We start from the raw sequence: 13,153 nt of genomic DNA on the forward strand, positions 1-13,153 counted from the left end.
ATTACTCGGTAATGAGCCCTTGGGACTTCTTCTTGCTATAGGAATTGGCGCAGCTGCGTTTGCAGAAGCGGGTCTTCTGGATCACCTTGCCTGGCTTCTCCTCGCGGTACTTCTTGAAGATTCGTCCGCAGTTGTCACAGATGCGCCATTCGGCGGGGTCGTCATAGAGGAGGCCAAACTGGGAGATGATTGCCTCGGAGAGGCATCCGTAGGAATGCGTGCTCGCCGGTCTACGGTGGGTCTTTTTTCGCGCATGGGACCAAGCGGCGAGGGGTCCACCGTTGTCATCTTCGGCTTCGTCGGGAGTTCCACCTGTTCCATCAAAGCGGTAAGAGAGAAGAGAGTTCGCTAGGAAGGAGATTGCGGTATTTGATGCGATTACCAGTCCATCCGCAAGGGTTGATGTATAGCTCTCCCGCGTGTTGAAGCCCGCATTTTCACCTTGTTGCACCATCGACTTGAATTCTGAACTCTCGAGAATGAGCGTATCGTATGACTTAAGGCGAGTATTTTTCAATAGAGTGTCGGTGTTGGAGAGAAGGAAAAAGCTAATGCCGTTCTGTGCCATGTGCGAGCGGTCGCAAAGGTAATCGGCAACTTCGTTGGCACCCCAGGTGTCGGTGTTTTCCAAGCCATATGCGACGGCGGTAATCAGGGCAGTCGATACCTGAAGGGCACGTATTGTCTGAATTACCTCCGCCTCGGAAATGGCTCCCACGACCGAGCGGTCATTTAGATGGATGCGGCGAGCTTCCTCGGAGAGAAAGTATGGTCTGCGCCCCAGTAACGTTTTGTCGTCTTCCGAGTAAGCGCTACTGAACAAGGGGATGCCTGCGGCGGATGCGCTCTCGCTGGCCAGAATGTCCCATTCGCTCTTGAGCGGCTGAAAATCTGTCTTGAAAAGCTTGAAACGGCTGCGGAAAAGAGTGAGGCGTTGAGCGCCATCGTAGCCGCTGGAAACGGGAAAGCCGTAACGCTCGCAGAAGCGAACGATGCTTTCGGTGCGATCAACGTTGACCTTCTGGAGGCTGCTTGCAAAAAACTCGTTTTCCAGATGCTCGAATTGCATGACAGTGGGCTCGCCATGCTCAACATAGTATGCGAAACGCTCGCCGTCGGCGCTGGTTCCCCACAGGCGATCAAAGCTGTAGCGCAGCCACGGTTTTACTGTCTTGATGTCGAGCTTGATGGGCTGGCGGACCGATAGGGGTAAGCGCTCATAGTTAACTAATGGACTCAAAACCTAATCCAATCCAACTATTGACTTTAGTTCCAAGTGTATGATACCACAGAATGGATTCGAAACACATATAAGTCCATAATTTGGAGGATAAATGGAAAAGGTAGAACATAAGGGACCTTGTCTCCCCGACGTGCTCCATGTGGCCGACGTCGCCAAGTTCCTCGGCTTGCACGAAAAAACCGTTTACACGTATGTTCGCGAAGGCAAGATTCGTGCGATCCGCTGTGGGCGCAGTTATCGCATCCGTCGCGAGTGGGTCTATGACTTTCTCGATTCCGAGAGCGCTTTCAAGGGCTAGGTCCTTTATGGGCGGGGCGTGGACGAGAAATTATGAAACCGAAGCAGATGTCGTTGCACCGATTCTGGCGAAATGCGGAGGTGCCGCTGGCGCTCTGTATCTCTGGCTTCATTCGCGCGTTTTTGCGTGCAGAAACAACATCGGGATAAGCATGGAGAAGCTTGCTGAGGCAATCGGAGTGAGTCGCAAGACGCTGTGGAGCGCAGCAAATGCCCTCAAGGACCACGGGGTTATAACTTTTGAGACGAGGCGGGGAAATGGCGGCGGAACGGTGTTTCACCTAACCAGTCTTTCGGAGTTCAAATGTGAAGCAAGAGATCCGTTAAAGGTGGAGGGCGCTACACGTTGCAGGGGCTCAAATGGGAATGAGGCTACGCATCAAACTGGAAGTCCGGGACGCCTAACTAAGAGCGGAGACTTTTATTTAGACACCAACAAAGAGGGGCCCAAATATGACCCGTTGATTTCTCTGCTGGACCGCGTGGATGGGGAGATGCCATGAACGAGAAGCTTGTCGTCGTGAAGAACACAATCTCCAGCGAAGACTTCGTCGCCCAAATGAAGAAGATGGGATGTGCGGGCAATGGCGGTGGGGCGAAGGAGTTTGACCTCGAAGAAAAGCTCGTGAAAGCGGGCGTGCCCGAGGTGGTTATCAAGGTCATGGCGTCCGAGGGCTTTGACGAGTGTCGCATTCCTCTGGCAGTGAAAAAATGGGTAGAGGGATACTCTGGAAAGGGGACTTCCTCGTTGTGGCTTAGCGGCGGGAGCGGCGCAGGCAAGAGCACTGCGGCGGCATGGGTGGTTAAAGGGATTGTTGAAGCGTCGGGGGAGCCCGAATCATTGGCCGACGGTTGCATATTCGTGGCTGTTTCCGATTTGGTCCACGGGACGTGGATGGGTTCAGGTCTTTACGGCGAGGGGAATAAGTGGAGGCTCATCGAGCCGCTGACGACCTGCCCCCTTCTCGTCCTAGACGATTTGGGCTCGTGCGTAAGGCAGGGAAGGGAAGAATGCTCGGTCGTCCGCGAGGTGGTTGATAAGCGTTGGGGCCATATGCTGCCTACCATCTATACCACCCAATATGGACTTGAGGAGTATTGCAACTCGCTCGTGAAGGCGGGCGCAGACATTCACGATACAACTTCAATGGCCAACAGGATCATTGCTTCTCTTGGCAATTACGTGGGAAGAGACGACAGGCTGGTTAAACAACACTTCGTCCCGATTCATTGGCCCGGGTAAGAGGACGTGATGCGCGCTTCCTGCCTTAGAATTGGGGGAGATCAGTTCTACGGAGGTATCCATGGCAGGGACTAAAGCCGACGCCGAGGCGTTCGCCAAGCGCTGGGCCAACAGGGGCGACGAGACGCAGGAGGGTCGCTCCTACTGGATCGACCTGTTCCAGAACGTGCTGGGCGTCGAGGATGCTATCGAGCGCCTGAAGTTCGAGGTTCCCGTGCACACGGACTCCGGTTCATCCCACGCGGGTTACATCGACGTCCTCATCCCGAGCGCGAGCGCACTCGTCGAGATGAAGGGCAGGGACGTGGACCTCGACAAGAAGGAGGTCCGTCAGGGCCGCGAGGTTACGCCTGCCGAGCAGGGCAGGGGCTACGCCGTGGGCCTGCCTCTCAACCAGCAGCCCCGCTACGTCATCGCCTGCAACTTCCGCGAGATCCGCGTGTACGACCGTAACGTCAACCCGCTGTGCGTGGGAGACGAGTACCTGTCCTTAGAGTTGGGCGACCTGCCCAAGAACCTCCCCGCGCTTCAGTTCCTCAAGGGGTCCGGAGAGGCCCCGAAGAGCGTCCAGCGCGCCGTCTCCATCGAGGCGGGCCGCATCATGGGGCAGATCCACAACGAGATCTCCGGCCTCTACCACGACCCCGACAGCGAGGAGAGCCACCATGCGCTGTCGGTGCTGTGCACCCGCATCATGTTCCTCATGTTCTGCGAGGACGCGGGCCTGATCGAGCCCGGCCTCTTTCGCGACTACGTGGCCTCCGTGGACGGCGCGCACTTGCGCGGTGCGCTCATCGAGTTGTTCCAATGGCTGGACACCGACGATGAGGCCCGCAAGCAGGAGTACCCCAGCGAACTGCTGGCGCGCTTCCCCTACATGAACGGCGGCCTGTTCCGCGAGCGCGTCCAGATACCGCAGCTGAACGACAAGGTCCACTACGAGATCCTCGTCTCCGGTTGTCAGGAGTTCGACTGGTCTGGAGTGGACCCCACCGTCTTCGGCTCCATCTTCGAGGGCGCACTCAGCCACGACACGCGCCGCAGCGGCGGCATGCACTACACGAGCCCTGAGAACATCCACAAGGTCATCGACCCGCTGTTCCTCGACGGGCTGAAGGAGGAGCTCGATGGCATCCTGTCCGAGCAGAGCCCCAACACCCGCGAGCGGCAGCTCCGCTCCTTCAACGAGAAGCTGGGCTCGCTGACGTTCCTCGACCCCGCGTGCGGGTCGGGAAACTTCCTCACCGAGACCTACGTGTGCCTGCGCAGGCTGGAGAACACGGTCCTCATGGAGCTGCAGCGCCTCGAGGCGGCCAGAAGCAAGAAGGTCGCCGAGGGCCAGGTCGGCATCGACTTCGCAGAGGAAGGGACGGGGGAGGACCCCGTCAAGGTGACGCTCTCCAACTTCCACGGCATCGAGATCAACGACTTCGCCTGCTGCGTGGCGCGCACGGCACTCTGGATCGCCGAGAAGCAGGCCGACATCAACACCGCCAAGGTGACCAAGCGCGTCTACGATGAGCTTCCGCTCAAGGAATATGGGACCATCGTGAAGGCCAACGCCCTCCAGCTCGACTGGAGCGAGGTTGTCCCGGCGAGCGACTGCGACTACATCATGGGAAACCCGCCGTTTCTCGGGCATCAAGAGATGTCTGAGGCACAGCACGCCGACATGGATAATGTTCTTGGCCAGTGCAAGAAGCATGGCAAGTTGGACTATGTCGCGGGTTGGTACGCGAAAGCAGCGGAGTACAAAGCCGAAGGCGGTTTGCGAGCTGCGTTTGTATCCACGAATTCAATCTGTCAGGGAGAGCAGGTTTCCATCCTTTGGGACTATCTCTTTGGGCTCGGGATGCGCATCTCCTTTGCACACAAGAGCTTTATCTGGAATAGCGAAGCTACGGATCAAGCGCACGTTCACTGCGTAATCGTCGGGTTCGGCAATGATGAACCAGCGGCCCCAACCCTGTTCTCGCGGGCTGGCGCTAGGTCTGTGTCCCAGATCAACGGTTATTTGTTCGAGGGCCCCTTGCAATCCGTTGCCTCTAGGTCTAAAAACGTCAATGACGAGTACGCCGGAACGAAGCTGGTAAAGGGAAGCCAGCCCACCGACGGCCAGAACCTCTTGTTCGGCAGGGAGGAGGGCGAGGCGTTCTTGGCGCGCAACCCAGACTGCGTGGATCTTCTCCGCAAGTACATAGGGGCGGATGAGTTTATAAAGGGCAACTACCGGTATTGCCTCTGGCTTAAAGACGTTCCCCCGACGCGATATGTCAACAACAGTGAGATAATGGACAGGCTGGCTGCCGTGAGAGAAATGAGGCTCAAAAGCAAGACGGCTTCTGTCAGGAGAGATGCCGACACACCTTTCCTGTTCACCCAGATTCGTCAGCCCGATACCGACTACCTGCTATTCCCAAGGCATTCGACGGGGCGACGGATTTATCTTCCTATTGGCTTCGTGTCTGCGGATGTCATAGCAAGCGATGCCGCCTCCTTTATCCCCAATGCCGATCTATATCAATTCGGGATTCTGTCATCCCTTTTTCACAACGCTTGGATGAGAGTGGTTTGCGGGCGTCTAAAGTCCGACTACCGTTATTCACCCGCCGTATACAACAGCTTCGTATTCCCGGAGTGCGGGGAGGCGCAGCGGGAGTACATCTCTAGCTGCGCTCAGGCTGTGCTGGATGCGCGGGAGCAGGCGGGGGAGTCTTTGGAGACGCTCTATAACCCGGACAACTCCATTGTGTTCCCCGATTTGATGCGTGCCCATCGCGAGCTCGACGCCGCTGTTGAAGCCGCCTACGGCGTCGATTTCAACGGCGATGAGGAGAAGATCGTCGCGCACCTGTTCAAGTTGTACTCGGAAAAGGTATCCGCCAATGAAGGATGACAATCCTGAGGAGAGCGTGGCATGGAGGAATGTCGGGATCCCATCATGCCACGAGGCCTTTCAGTGGTTCCCAAAATGTCAGTGGCACGCTTCGTTGCCCGGAGCAAGCCAAGCAATGTCGGCTTTTCGAGAGGCGATGCAGCCGCTGCCCAAGGTTGCATATCAGGATCTCATCCCTTCGTCGTTGCATGAAACGATGAGGTCAATTCGTGGCGTTTACAGCGAAGCGCTATCTGGTGCGCTTTCCGATTTCGTGGCTTCCACGCGTTTGGCGTTAGATACGTCGTCGATTCTGCGGTCAATTTCCGAATCGCTCAATCCTCTTTATGAGCGACTGTCGTCGTTAGACCTTGCGCTTGACTTGCAGGGGCTGAGAGATGGGTACATTGGTTGGGGGAACCTTGGTTGGATCGTTGCGGACGCCATGACCTTTTCAGAAATACGCGCAGTTCCGCAGACGCTGGTGGAAGCCGATAGGCTATGCATGCGTTATTTTGATCATGGGGGCTTGAATCAGCTGTTCGACCGCCTGCAACTTAACTCCAATAAAAGGAAAGATTTGGACGAGGCCATTAGTCTGTTTACTGACCGTCGTTACAAGCCTTGCGCAATGATGTTGTGCTCCCTAATTGAGGGAGAGTTAATCAAACTTGGCGGTCGCGCCCAGGGAAAGAATCGAAGGAGCGGACGAGTCACCATCGATAAGGTGGCTAGGCAGATTTCCAAAGAAGAGACCCTCCTTGCATTCGAGTTCGAGAACTACTCAAGAGTTTGGGCATACTTTTTTCGATCGGGAAACGACTTTGATCGAAGCCGAGAAGGTGAGCTCAACCGCAATTTCCTCATGCATGGGATGATGTACAAGCCTGTCCGAAGAAAGACGTGCGTGAAGTTGTTCAGCCTGCTGGATTCGACGACTTGTGTGCTGCCGTTAATCGCTGGCGTGTAGTCGCGCCCCATGACGGTGGCATCCTCGGAAGACAGGCGGTTACTCATCACCGCTTAGACCCCATTGAGGAGGGTGCTGGGTCTGTATTATCTGCTGGTCGTTCGAAGTGCTTGTGGCGATTCGGTTTGGAGGTTCGAGTGCTGGGCTTTCCCACGAACCAGCGCCCGTCCTGACGCCATATCGTCTTGAGCTCGCTCGTGTGGCCCATGAACACGTCGAACCTCTCCACGAGGTTGCCGAACACCACCCGCCCGTGCGTCACGTGGCGGGCGGTTGACTTTATTGGCCAGCTCCTTCCGTCTGGCCATATGAGCCTTTTGGGCACATCGACATCGTCGTTGAGGCCCTTCGGCGGACACTCGACCCCCACGTAGACGCGGTCGCATTCGCGCGGTATCCCGCATGTGCCTGACAGGTCCTTTCCCTTGAACAACCCAATCACTTCCCTTCGGGGCGATTGTAGGCCCTCGTCCGGACGCGGCTGAGACATGCGGCCCGCAGGGGAGGCCGTGCCAGAGGGCGCACCCGGTGGAGCTTCCGCCCGCGCGCGTCAAGGGGCCGCACGGAACCCCGCACAAACCTGCGCTTCGCTTCGGTTGGTGGAGGTTGCCGTGCAGCTCCCTTGACCCGCGCGGGCTCCAGCTCGCGGCTTCAGGAAAGAAGCCATAGGCGCGGCAAGCAGCGCCTACGGCTTCTGCCTGCGAGGCGGAGAGGATTGGCCGACATGGCCGGAAAGGAGACCGATATGCAGGAGCTCATGCCGAAGGGGGTGGCGGAGACGGTGCCGCCGCTGTACGCGACCGAGCACGAGGACGACCCCGTCGCGCGCGTGAAGCTGTTCGGCCGCGCGTGGACGTGGTACGTGACCGAGTACGACCCGGCCACGGGCGAGGCGTTCGGCCTCGTCGAGGGCTTAGCCGACGAGTGGGGGTACTTCTCCATCCGCGAGATGGAGGCCCTGAACCGCGCCAAGGGCTTCGGCGTTATCGAGCGCGACGAGCATTTCGAGCCCGCGCCCGTGCGCGAGGTCAGGCGCTAGCCAAAAGACGGAGGGGCCGAGGAGGCCCCGCCCATCGCTGCGGAAAGGATGAACGGGAATGAAGTTAGAAGAGCGGAAGGGCCGCTACGTCGTCTACGAGAGGAGCCTGCTCCACTCGTACAGGAGCGCCCTGCGCGACGGCATCGCCTACGGGGCGAGCGACGACCCTGACGAGGCCATGGGGCTGCTGGACACGGTGTTGGAATACGGCCTCAGCGGATTCGTCTACGACACGGAGAGGAACGCGGTGCGCGACCCTCTGCGCTCGGAAGGGTGGATTTCGCTGTGACCGCCACGGGGTGCCGCGCCTCCCGGCGCGGTGCTCCGGGCCCGCAAGGGGCCCTGCGCCCGCTCGGCCTGCGCTCGGATGCGGGAATCCATCGCTTCGGCCTCGCTCTCGCTGCGCGGCGCGGGGACGCTCCCAGAGGTCGCCTCCCCACGCCGCTCCGCTCACGCCGCCGACGGCCCGCGAACGGCTGCATTGGGTGGCTCCCAGAGGTCTCCACCATTTCGCCGCGTCGCGCGCCGTCGGCTCTCGCTGCGGGCTCCCGAACGCTCCCTCAGGGTCGCCTTCGGAAGCCCTCCGCTCGCCATCCCTATGGGCTGGCAAGATATGCATTGCGACGTACAAACCGTCGTTCCTCCGGTTTGCCCGCCGCAATGATCTTGCCCTGCGCACGGGCGCAGGGGAGGGCGAACCGCTCGCTACGGCTCGCTCCCGCCGGGTGATGGACCGCTCGCTACGGCTCGCTCCCATCAGCTCAGCACGACACCGTCTTTGCTTTCCCGATGTGTGAGAGAATTCGAAAAGTGGCTGATTTGGGAGGTTCCAGTGGGGCTTAAGCGATTGAGTGTTTCTCCTTACGATTATGTCGTTGTTGACGTTGAGACGAATGGGTTTAGGAGCAAGGAGCACGACCTGCTGTCTATCTCTCTGTATAAACCCGATGACGGTCTCGAATATGATCGGTTCCTGCCCCTTGATTTGAACGAAGCCGTTTACACGACCGAGGTAAACGGCATCACGAAGAGCAAGCTGGAGGGGAGAACCCATCTAACGCAAGACGAGCTGGATGGCCTCTTCGAGAGGTTCGAGCTCGGTTCAAGGACCCTTCTTCACTACGGGAACATAGACGAGAAGTTCATCCGCGAATACTTCAAGCGGCAAGGTCTGAGAGGCTTCGAGAGGCTGCGCTTTTACAATTTCAAGAGGATGGTGTGTTCCAGTAAGTTCTCCGACGGGAGCCTCACTAAAGACAGGCTCTGTGGCGCTTTCGGCATCGATGGGGTTACGGAGGTTCACACCGGCATCAACGACTGCAAGCTGGAGTGGAGACTGTTCGAAGCCTTTGGCGGGAATTACATCCTTGCCACAATGCGTGCCTTCCACTGGCAGTTCAGCGTTTTGAGCCCGGACTACATCATTCCGGTTAGCTACCTTTCCGCCATTCCCAATCTCTCCCGGCTATACGAAAGGCCATACATCGCCTACGAGGCGGAGGAGGTTTTCCGCCTCCATGTCGCGGGTGAACACGTCAGGCGTTTCGGCTCCAATTTCTCGGGAAATACCGTTGAACATCTGATCAACGTCATGTCGGGGGCTGAGGTCCAAGACAACCGCGAGTTTTTGAAGGAGAACTACTGCAAGAACAGGCGCATAGGCGAGATGGAGCACGACACTCGCCCAGTATTTATGCGCATGAACCAAGACGGTACGGTGACCGCAGTGGATGAAAGCCATAAGGAGCGAGAATCTGAGCTCAATGCCTGCCTGGCCGACATGAGGGCTCAAATCGAGCCCATGATTGACTTCATCAAGAAGTCGGTTTTCAACGACGGTCCCATCATGTCGCAGGAGCTGATCGTTTGCCGCGACCTCGGAATCATGGCCATGTGCGACCTGTCTTCGAAAGATGCCGTTTTGGAGATCAAGACGACATCCTGGCATCCCGAGAGCTATGCGGAGCAGCTGTATTACGAGGCGAATGGCAGGTCGGCGTACCTCCTCACAATGGAATGGGGAGACGGTGAGGTGGATTTCGTCGTCAACTCGGTTCGCGTGGGACCGGGGGAGAAGCCGAACGACAAAAGAGCGGCGGCGATCGACCGTCTGGGCAAGTCGCTTAAGGATAGCGGTCTTGAAGTTGCGGAGTACCGCTCGTCGGTTAAGCCTATTCGCGTGCGATGCAGGTCGTGTGGCAAGGAATGGGACGAGAGCCGCTACAGAATCGTCAACGGGAAAAGCTTCTGCTCCGTTTGCCATCCCGAGATGGCGGCTGTGCGGAGTGGCGGGCGGGGGCGCGACGACGCGCAGCGACGGCAGCGATTGACCAAGGAGGAGGCCCTATCAATCCGGGCACGAAGGTATGCCGAAAAAGTCTCCTCCCGCAGCGGAGGGGGGCTTCGCGTGGTGGAGTCAAGCTATGTTGGCAGTAAGGACCCTGTGACAGTCGAGTGCCTGTCTTGCGGCAGACTCTGGCAGCCCCGCGCGGACCATCTGCTGTCGAAATGCTATTGCTCAAAGTGCCTCAGGCCCAATCGGGGCTGCACAAAATAATGGCAGGCGAGCGGCGGTCGCCTCCCTCGGGGCAAACCGCCGCCTTCTTTAACCCGGGCGCATAGATTTAGCACATTTAACCCGGGCGCATAGATTTAGCACATGTCCCGCGTGATGTAGTCCATGGTGCGGTACAGCTGCATGCACAGCTTTATCGCGCGCATCACCCCGTGGTAGGTGAACCGGATCGTGCGCCCCGTCCTGCGGTGCGTGACGTAGCCGAGCCTCGCCCCGTTCACCTTGCGCTCGCCGCCCAGCGACTTCGAGTGGAATCGGTACTGGAGGTCTCCTCCCCTCGAGCGCTTGAGCTTGATGCCGTCCTGTGCGAGGCGGCGCGACAGCTCCGCCATGCGGTCGGGGCAGTCGGGGATGCGCCCGACCTCCTCGATGCGCTTGGCGACCGCGCGCCGCACGCGTTCGTTCTCGGAGCGCCCGGCCTGCCCCTTGCGGGCCATGTCGCGCTCCGCTGCCCCGGGCTGCCTTCCGTGCACGCGGGAGTTCGCCTTGCCGCGTTCGAGCTGTTTCAGGCCGTATTTCTCATCGAGGGCCCTCACGGTTTCGGCGCGCGACTTCGCTGCCACTCGAGCAGGGCCCTCGTTGAGGCGCAGCCCGGTGGCTAGGTCGCTCCTGTTTACGGCCAAGTGTGCGGAGAACCTGTCCGTGCCGTCGGAACTGCAGTGCTCCCTATGCAGGACGACGAGGCATTCGTGGGTGCCGTACCGCGTCTGGATGTAATCGCGGGCGTAGTCCATGCAGAGCTCGGGCGTCATCTTGCCGCCGTTGCAGCTGCATTCGTCCGGGTTGAAGTTGAGGGTAATATGCTGAAGGTAGGTGCAGCGCGCGCCTGCCTTGCCCGGCGCATTGTGGCCGAACTGCTCGCGCGTGGCGTGCATTTCCTCGAACCACCTATCCTCGTCGATGATGTTCTGGGTGTCGTGTGCCAGTACCTTCTCTCGGTTCCAATCGAGGTACGACCTGATGTTTCTAAGGTGGCGCTCGCTGCAGACTGACACTTGCTTCACGGCTGTCATCTTCCTCCTTCCCCGGGGCTATAACGCGCCCCACTCGTCTTCGTCGGCGGCGTCGGCGTTTGTTTCGGGGAAGTCTGGGCACCAGGTGGGGACGCATTCGTTTTTGCGGCGCTCCGCTCGCCCATCGAGCATCTGCTGGTATGCCAGCCTCCTCGCGCGTTCGTGTTCGCGCGTACCAAGGTCGAAGTGGCCTTTGGTCGGTGTCTTGGTGCAGTCTGTCAGGGGCGCGCGGAACGTGCCCGACCGCTCCGCCGGGATGCCGTTCTCGCCCATCTTGACCACGATCGCACCGTCCCGGTCGGGGTTCATCTCCGTCCATTCCCAAGGGTGGATAAGGTCGTCGGCGTGTTCGGAGAAGCTGGTCGATCCAGTGCTCCCGCCCGCGCCCCGGCTCGTGCTCGTTCCGCGTGTGTGGCGTGTGGTCTTTCCGACGAGCTCCGAGAAGAAGTTGCGATCGTCGGCGTCGCCGAGCTTCATGGCGACCTTCACGCCGCAGTTCGACAGGATGGCGGGCCGCCCGCTCCTCTCGCCGTACTTCTCACCCAGGAGGCTCAGCGACTGCACAGCCCCGATCCAGAACGCCCCGTAGGAGCGGCCCAGGGTGAGCAGCTTCACAAGCGGCTCGACGCGATCCATGGCGCACCATTCGTCCCCGACGAACGTAATGGGGCGCAGCTTGCCGCCGGAGCGGTCTCCGATGGAGAAGATGGAGGTGATGAGCTGGGTAACGAAGATGGTGCAGATGGCGTTGTACGGGCTGCCCGACTCCAGGACGTGGAGGAAGACCGCCGTCTTCTCCGTGAGAGTGCGCTCGGGGTCGATGTCGTCCCCGGAAGTCATCCACGCCACGGGGGCGGAGGAGAAGATGCGCAGGCGGACCTTCATGGTCGAGATGATGCTGCGCAGCTCGTTGCCGCCGGAGGACAGCAGCTGCGAGGCGCGGCTGCGGGCGGGGTGCCCGTCGGGCAGCTGGCGCAGAAATGCCTTGAGAGGAGCCGTCGGATCGGCCCCCTCGCCCTCGGTGCCCCGGCAGAGGACCTCGTTGACGGTCGCGAGGTGCTTCGCCCCGGCGGGGCACTCCTCCGAGCATGCGACCAGCAGTATCAACGCGGAGCAGCCGCTTCGCGCCGACTCCGTCCAGTGCGAGGAGCCCTGCCCGCGCTCCTCCGGGAAGAGCGCCATGGCGATGGCGTCCGCCGCCTGCTCCGCCCCTTGGGAATCACCTTTCTCGGCGAGTTTGACCACGAGGCTCATGGGGTTGAAACGGTGGCCGCGATAGGGGTTCTGGGTGTCGAGCAGCAGCACGTCGTAGCCGCGCCGCTCCAGCTCGGGCCCCGTGATCTCGATGAGCTCGTTCTTCACGTCGGTGACGGCGATGGAGACCGGCTCGGAGCCGTTGGCCCCGTCGCCGTAGGTGAGCAGGTCGATGGTCGGAATGAGGCAGAAGCGCGTCTTGCCCGAGCCCGTGGAACCGTCGAGCAGCACGTGGCGCTCAGGCTCGAATAGGTACTTGCCCTTGGCGAAGCCGTATACGAAGCCGCGCGCTTTGGGGCTTGCCTTGCCGTCCCATGTGACGGAGCCCTTGATGAGCTCGGCTCCCGTCTTGATACGGGCGCTGCCGAGGACGCCTCCGTCCTCGCCGCGCCCCTTCGCCTGCTCCATCGAGAAGAAGAGCAGCGAGATGAGGAAGAGCAGCGCGAGCGTGGCTGCGGTGCCCGCCGGATGGGCGGCGAAGCCGCCCGACAGCCACCAGTCGGGAACGGCGGTGAGATCGAAAGTGGGGATGGTGGTGACGGTGCCTCCGCTCAGAAGGTAATCCGCTGGCTGGGCAAGTGCAGGGCAGCAAAACGCCCCGAGTGCCAGAGCGCTAATGAGGGAGGGGATGAGGATTTCCATTT

At 59.8% G+C, this 13,153-nt stretch carries 11 protein-coding genes; 7 read left to right on the forward strand and 4 right to left on the reverse strand.

Annotation, left to right across the window (positions count from 1 at the left end; genetic code table 11):
- Position 1 precedes the first annotated feature (1 nt).
- Entirely contained in the window at positions 2-1,240 is a 1,239-nt protein-coding gene (locus BQ7355_RS02825; RefSeq protein ID WP_072414842.1) for a hypothetical protein, read from the reverse strand.
- 94 nt (positions 1,241-1,334) lie between these two features.
- On the opposite strand from BQ7355_RS02825, the gene BQ7355_RS02830 reads away from it, so the two are divergent.
- The 4 genes from BQ7355_RS02830 to BQ7355_RS02845 all read left to right on the forward strand — a co-directional run bounded on the left by BQ7355_RS02830 (position 1,335) and on the right by BQ7355_RS02845 (position 6,628).
- Positions 1,335-1,541 carry a helix-turn-helix domain-containing protein gene (locus BQ7355_RS02830; protein ID WP_083581501.1) on the forward strand — a complete coding sequence of 69 codons (207 nt, stop codon included), beginning with the start codon at positions 1,335-1,337 and terminating at the stop codon, positions 1,539-1,541.
- Positions 1,542-2,039: 498 nt separating this feature from the next.
- The gene (locus BQ7355_RS02835; protein WP_072414843.1) at positions 2,040-2,783 is read left to right on the forward strand and encodes a P-loop NTPase family protein; all 744 of its coding nucleotides are present in this window, start codon (positions 2,040-2,042) and stop codon (positions 2,781-2,783) included.
- 61 nt (positions 2,784-2,844) lie between these two features.
- Positions 2,845-5,679, forward strand: coding sequence for a DNA methyltransferase (locus BQ7355_RS09320; RefSeq protein ID WP_072414844.1), 2,835 nt, complete (start codon positions 2,845-2,847; stop codon positions 5,677-5,679).
- Positions 5,669-6,628 carry a hypothetical protein gene (locus BQ7355_RS02845; RefSeq protein WP_143761693.1) on the forward strand — a complete coding sequence of 320 codons (960 nt, stop codon included), beginning with the start codon at positions 5,669-5,671 and terminating at the stop codon, positions 6,626-6,628. The genes BQ7355_RS09320 and BQ7355_RS02845 overlap by 11 nt, the downstream gene beginning before the upstream one ends.
- Before the next feature lie 46 nt (positions 6,629-6,674).
- Here BQ7355_RS02845 and BQ7355_RS09040 read toward each other — a convergent pair whose 3' ends face one another.
- Positions 6,675-7,061 carry a hypothetical protein gene (locus BQ7355_RS09040; RefSeq protein ID WP_143761695.1) on the reverse strand — a complete coding sequence of 129 codons (387 nt, stop codon included), beginning with the start codon at positions 7,059-7,061 and terminating at the stop codon, positions 6,675-6,677.
- Between the two features lie 291 nt (positions 7,062-7,352).
- Here BQ7355_RS09040 and BQ7355_RS02850 point away from each other — a divergent pair, with 291 nt between their 5' ends.
- From BQ7355_RS02850 to BQ7355_RS02860, 3 genes are all read left to right on the forward strand, one after another.
- Positions 7,353-7,667, forward strand: coding sequence for a DUF2958 domain-containing protein (locus tag BQ7355_RS02850; protein ID WP_083581504.1), 315 nt, complete (start codon positions 7,353-7,355; stop codon positions 7,665-7,667).
- 58 nt (positions 7,668-7,725) lie between these two features.
- Positions 7,726-7,956 (forward strand): hypothetical protein, encoded by a 231-nt coding sequence (locus tag BQ7355_RS02855; protein ID WP_072414846.1) that lies wholly within the window; start codon positions 7,726-7,728, stop codon positions 7,954-7,956.
- 543 nt (positions 7,957-8,499) lie between these two features.
- Positions 8,500-10,224, forward strand: coding sequence for a 3'-5' exonuclease (locus tag BQ7355_RS02860; protein ID WP_072414847.1), 1,725 nt, complete (start codon positions 8,500-8,502; stop codon positions 10,222-10,224).
- 95 nt (positions 10,225-10,319) lie between these two features.
- Here the strand turns inward: BQ7355_RS02860 and BQ7355_RS02865 are convergent, their stop codons facing one another.
- Both BQ7355_RS02865 and BQ7355_RS02870 read right to left on the reverse strand, forming a co-directional pair.
- Positions 10,320-11,246 (reverse strand): relaxase/mobilization nuclease domain-containing protein, encoded by a 927-nt coding sequence (locus BQ7355_RS02865; protein ID WP_159430434.1) that lies wholly within the window; start codon positions 11,244-11,246, stop codon positions 10,320-10,322.
- A 27-nt stretch (positions 11,247-11,273) separates the two neighbouring features.
- The gene (locus BQ7355_RS02870; RefSeq protein WP_072414849.1) at positions 11,274-13,151 is read right to left on the reverse strand and encodes a type IV secretory system conjugative DNA transfer family protein; all 1,878 of its coding nucleotides are present in this window, start codon (positions 13,149-13,151) and stop codon (positions 11,274-11,276) included.
- Positions 13,152-13,153: the final 2 nt, after the last annotated feature.

Source organism: Collinsella phocaeensis (genome assembly GCF_900119895.1).
Taxonomy (GTDB): domain Bacteria; phylum Actinomycetota; class Coriobacteriia; order Coriobacteriales; family Coriobacteriaceae; genus Collinsella; species Collinsella phocaeensis.

Excerpts from the sequence above, each read along its gene's own strand:
- BQ7355_RS02830 (WP_083581501.1), top strand. The coding sequence starts at position 1,335 with ATGGAAAAGGTAGAACATAAGGGACCTTGTCTCCCCGACGTGCTCCAT.
- BQ7355_RS02835 (WP_072414843.1), top strand. The coding sequence starts at position 2,040 with ATGAACGAGAAGCTTGTCGTCGTGAAGAACACAATCTCCAGCGAAGAC.
- BQ7355_RS09320 (WP_072414844.1), top strand. The coding sequence starts at position 2,845 with ATGGCAGGGACTAAAGCCGACGCCGAGGCGTTCGCCAAGCGCTGGGCC.
- BQ7355_RS02845 (WP_143761693.1), top strand. The coding sequence starts at position 5,669 with ATGAAGGATGACAATCCTGAGGAGAGCGTGGCATGGAGGAATGTCGGG.
- BQ7355_RS02850 (WP_083581504.1), top strand. The coding sequence starts at position 7,353 with ATGGCCGGAAAGGAGACCGATATGCAGGAGCTCATGCCGAAGGGGGTG.
- BQ7355_RS02855 (WP_072414846.1), top strand. The coding sequence starts at position 7,726 with ATGAAGTTAGAAGAGCGGAAGGGCCGCTACGTCGTCTACGAGAGGAGC.
- BQ7355_RS02870 (WP_072414849.1), bottom strand. The coding sequence starts at position 13,151 with ATGGAAATCCTCATCCCCTCCCTCATTAGCGCTCTGGCACTCGGGGCG.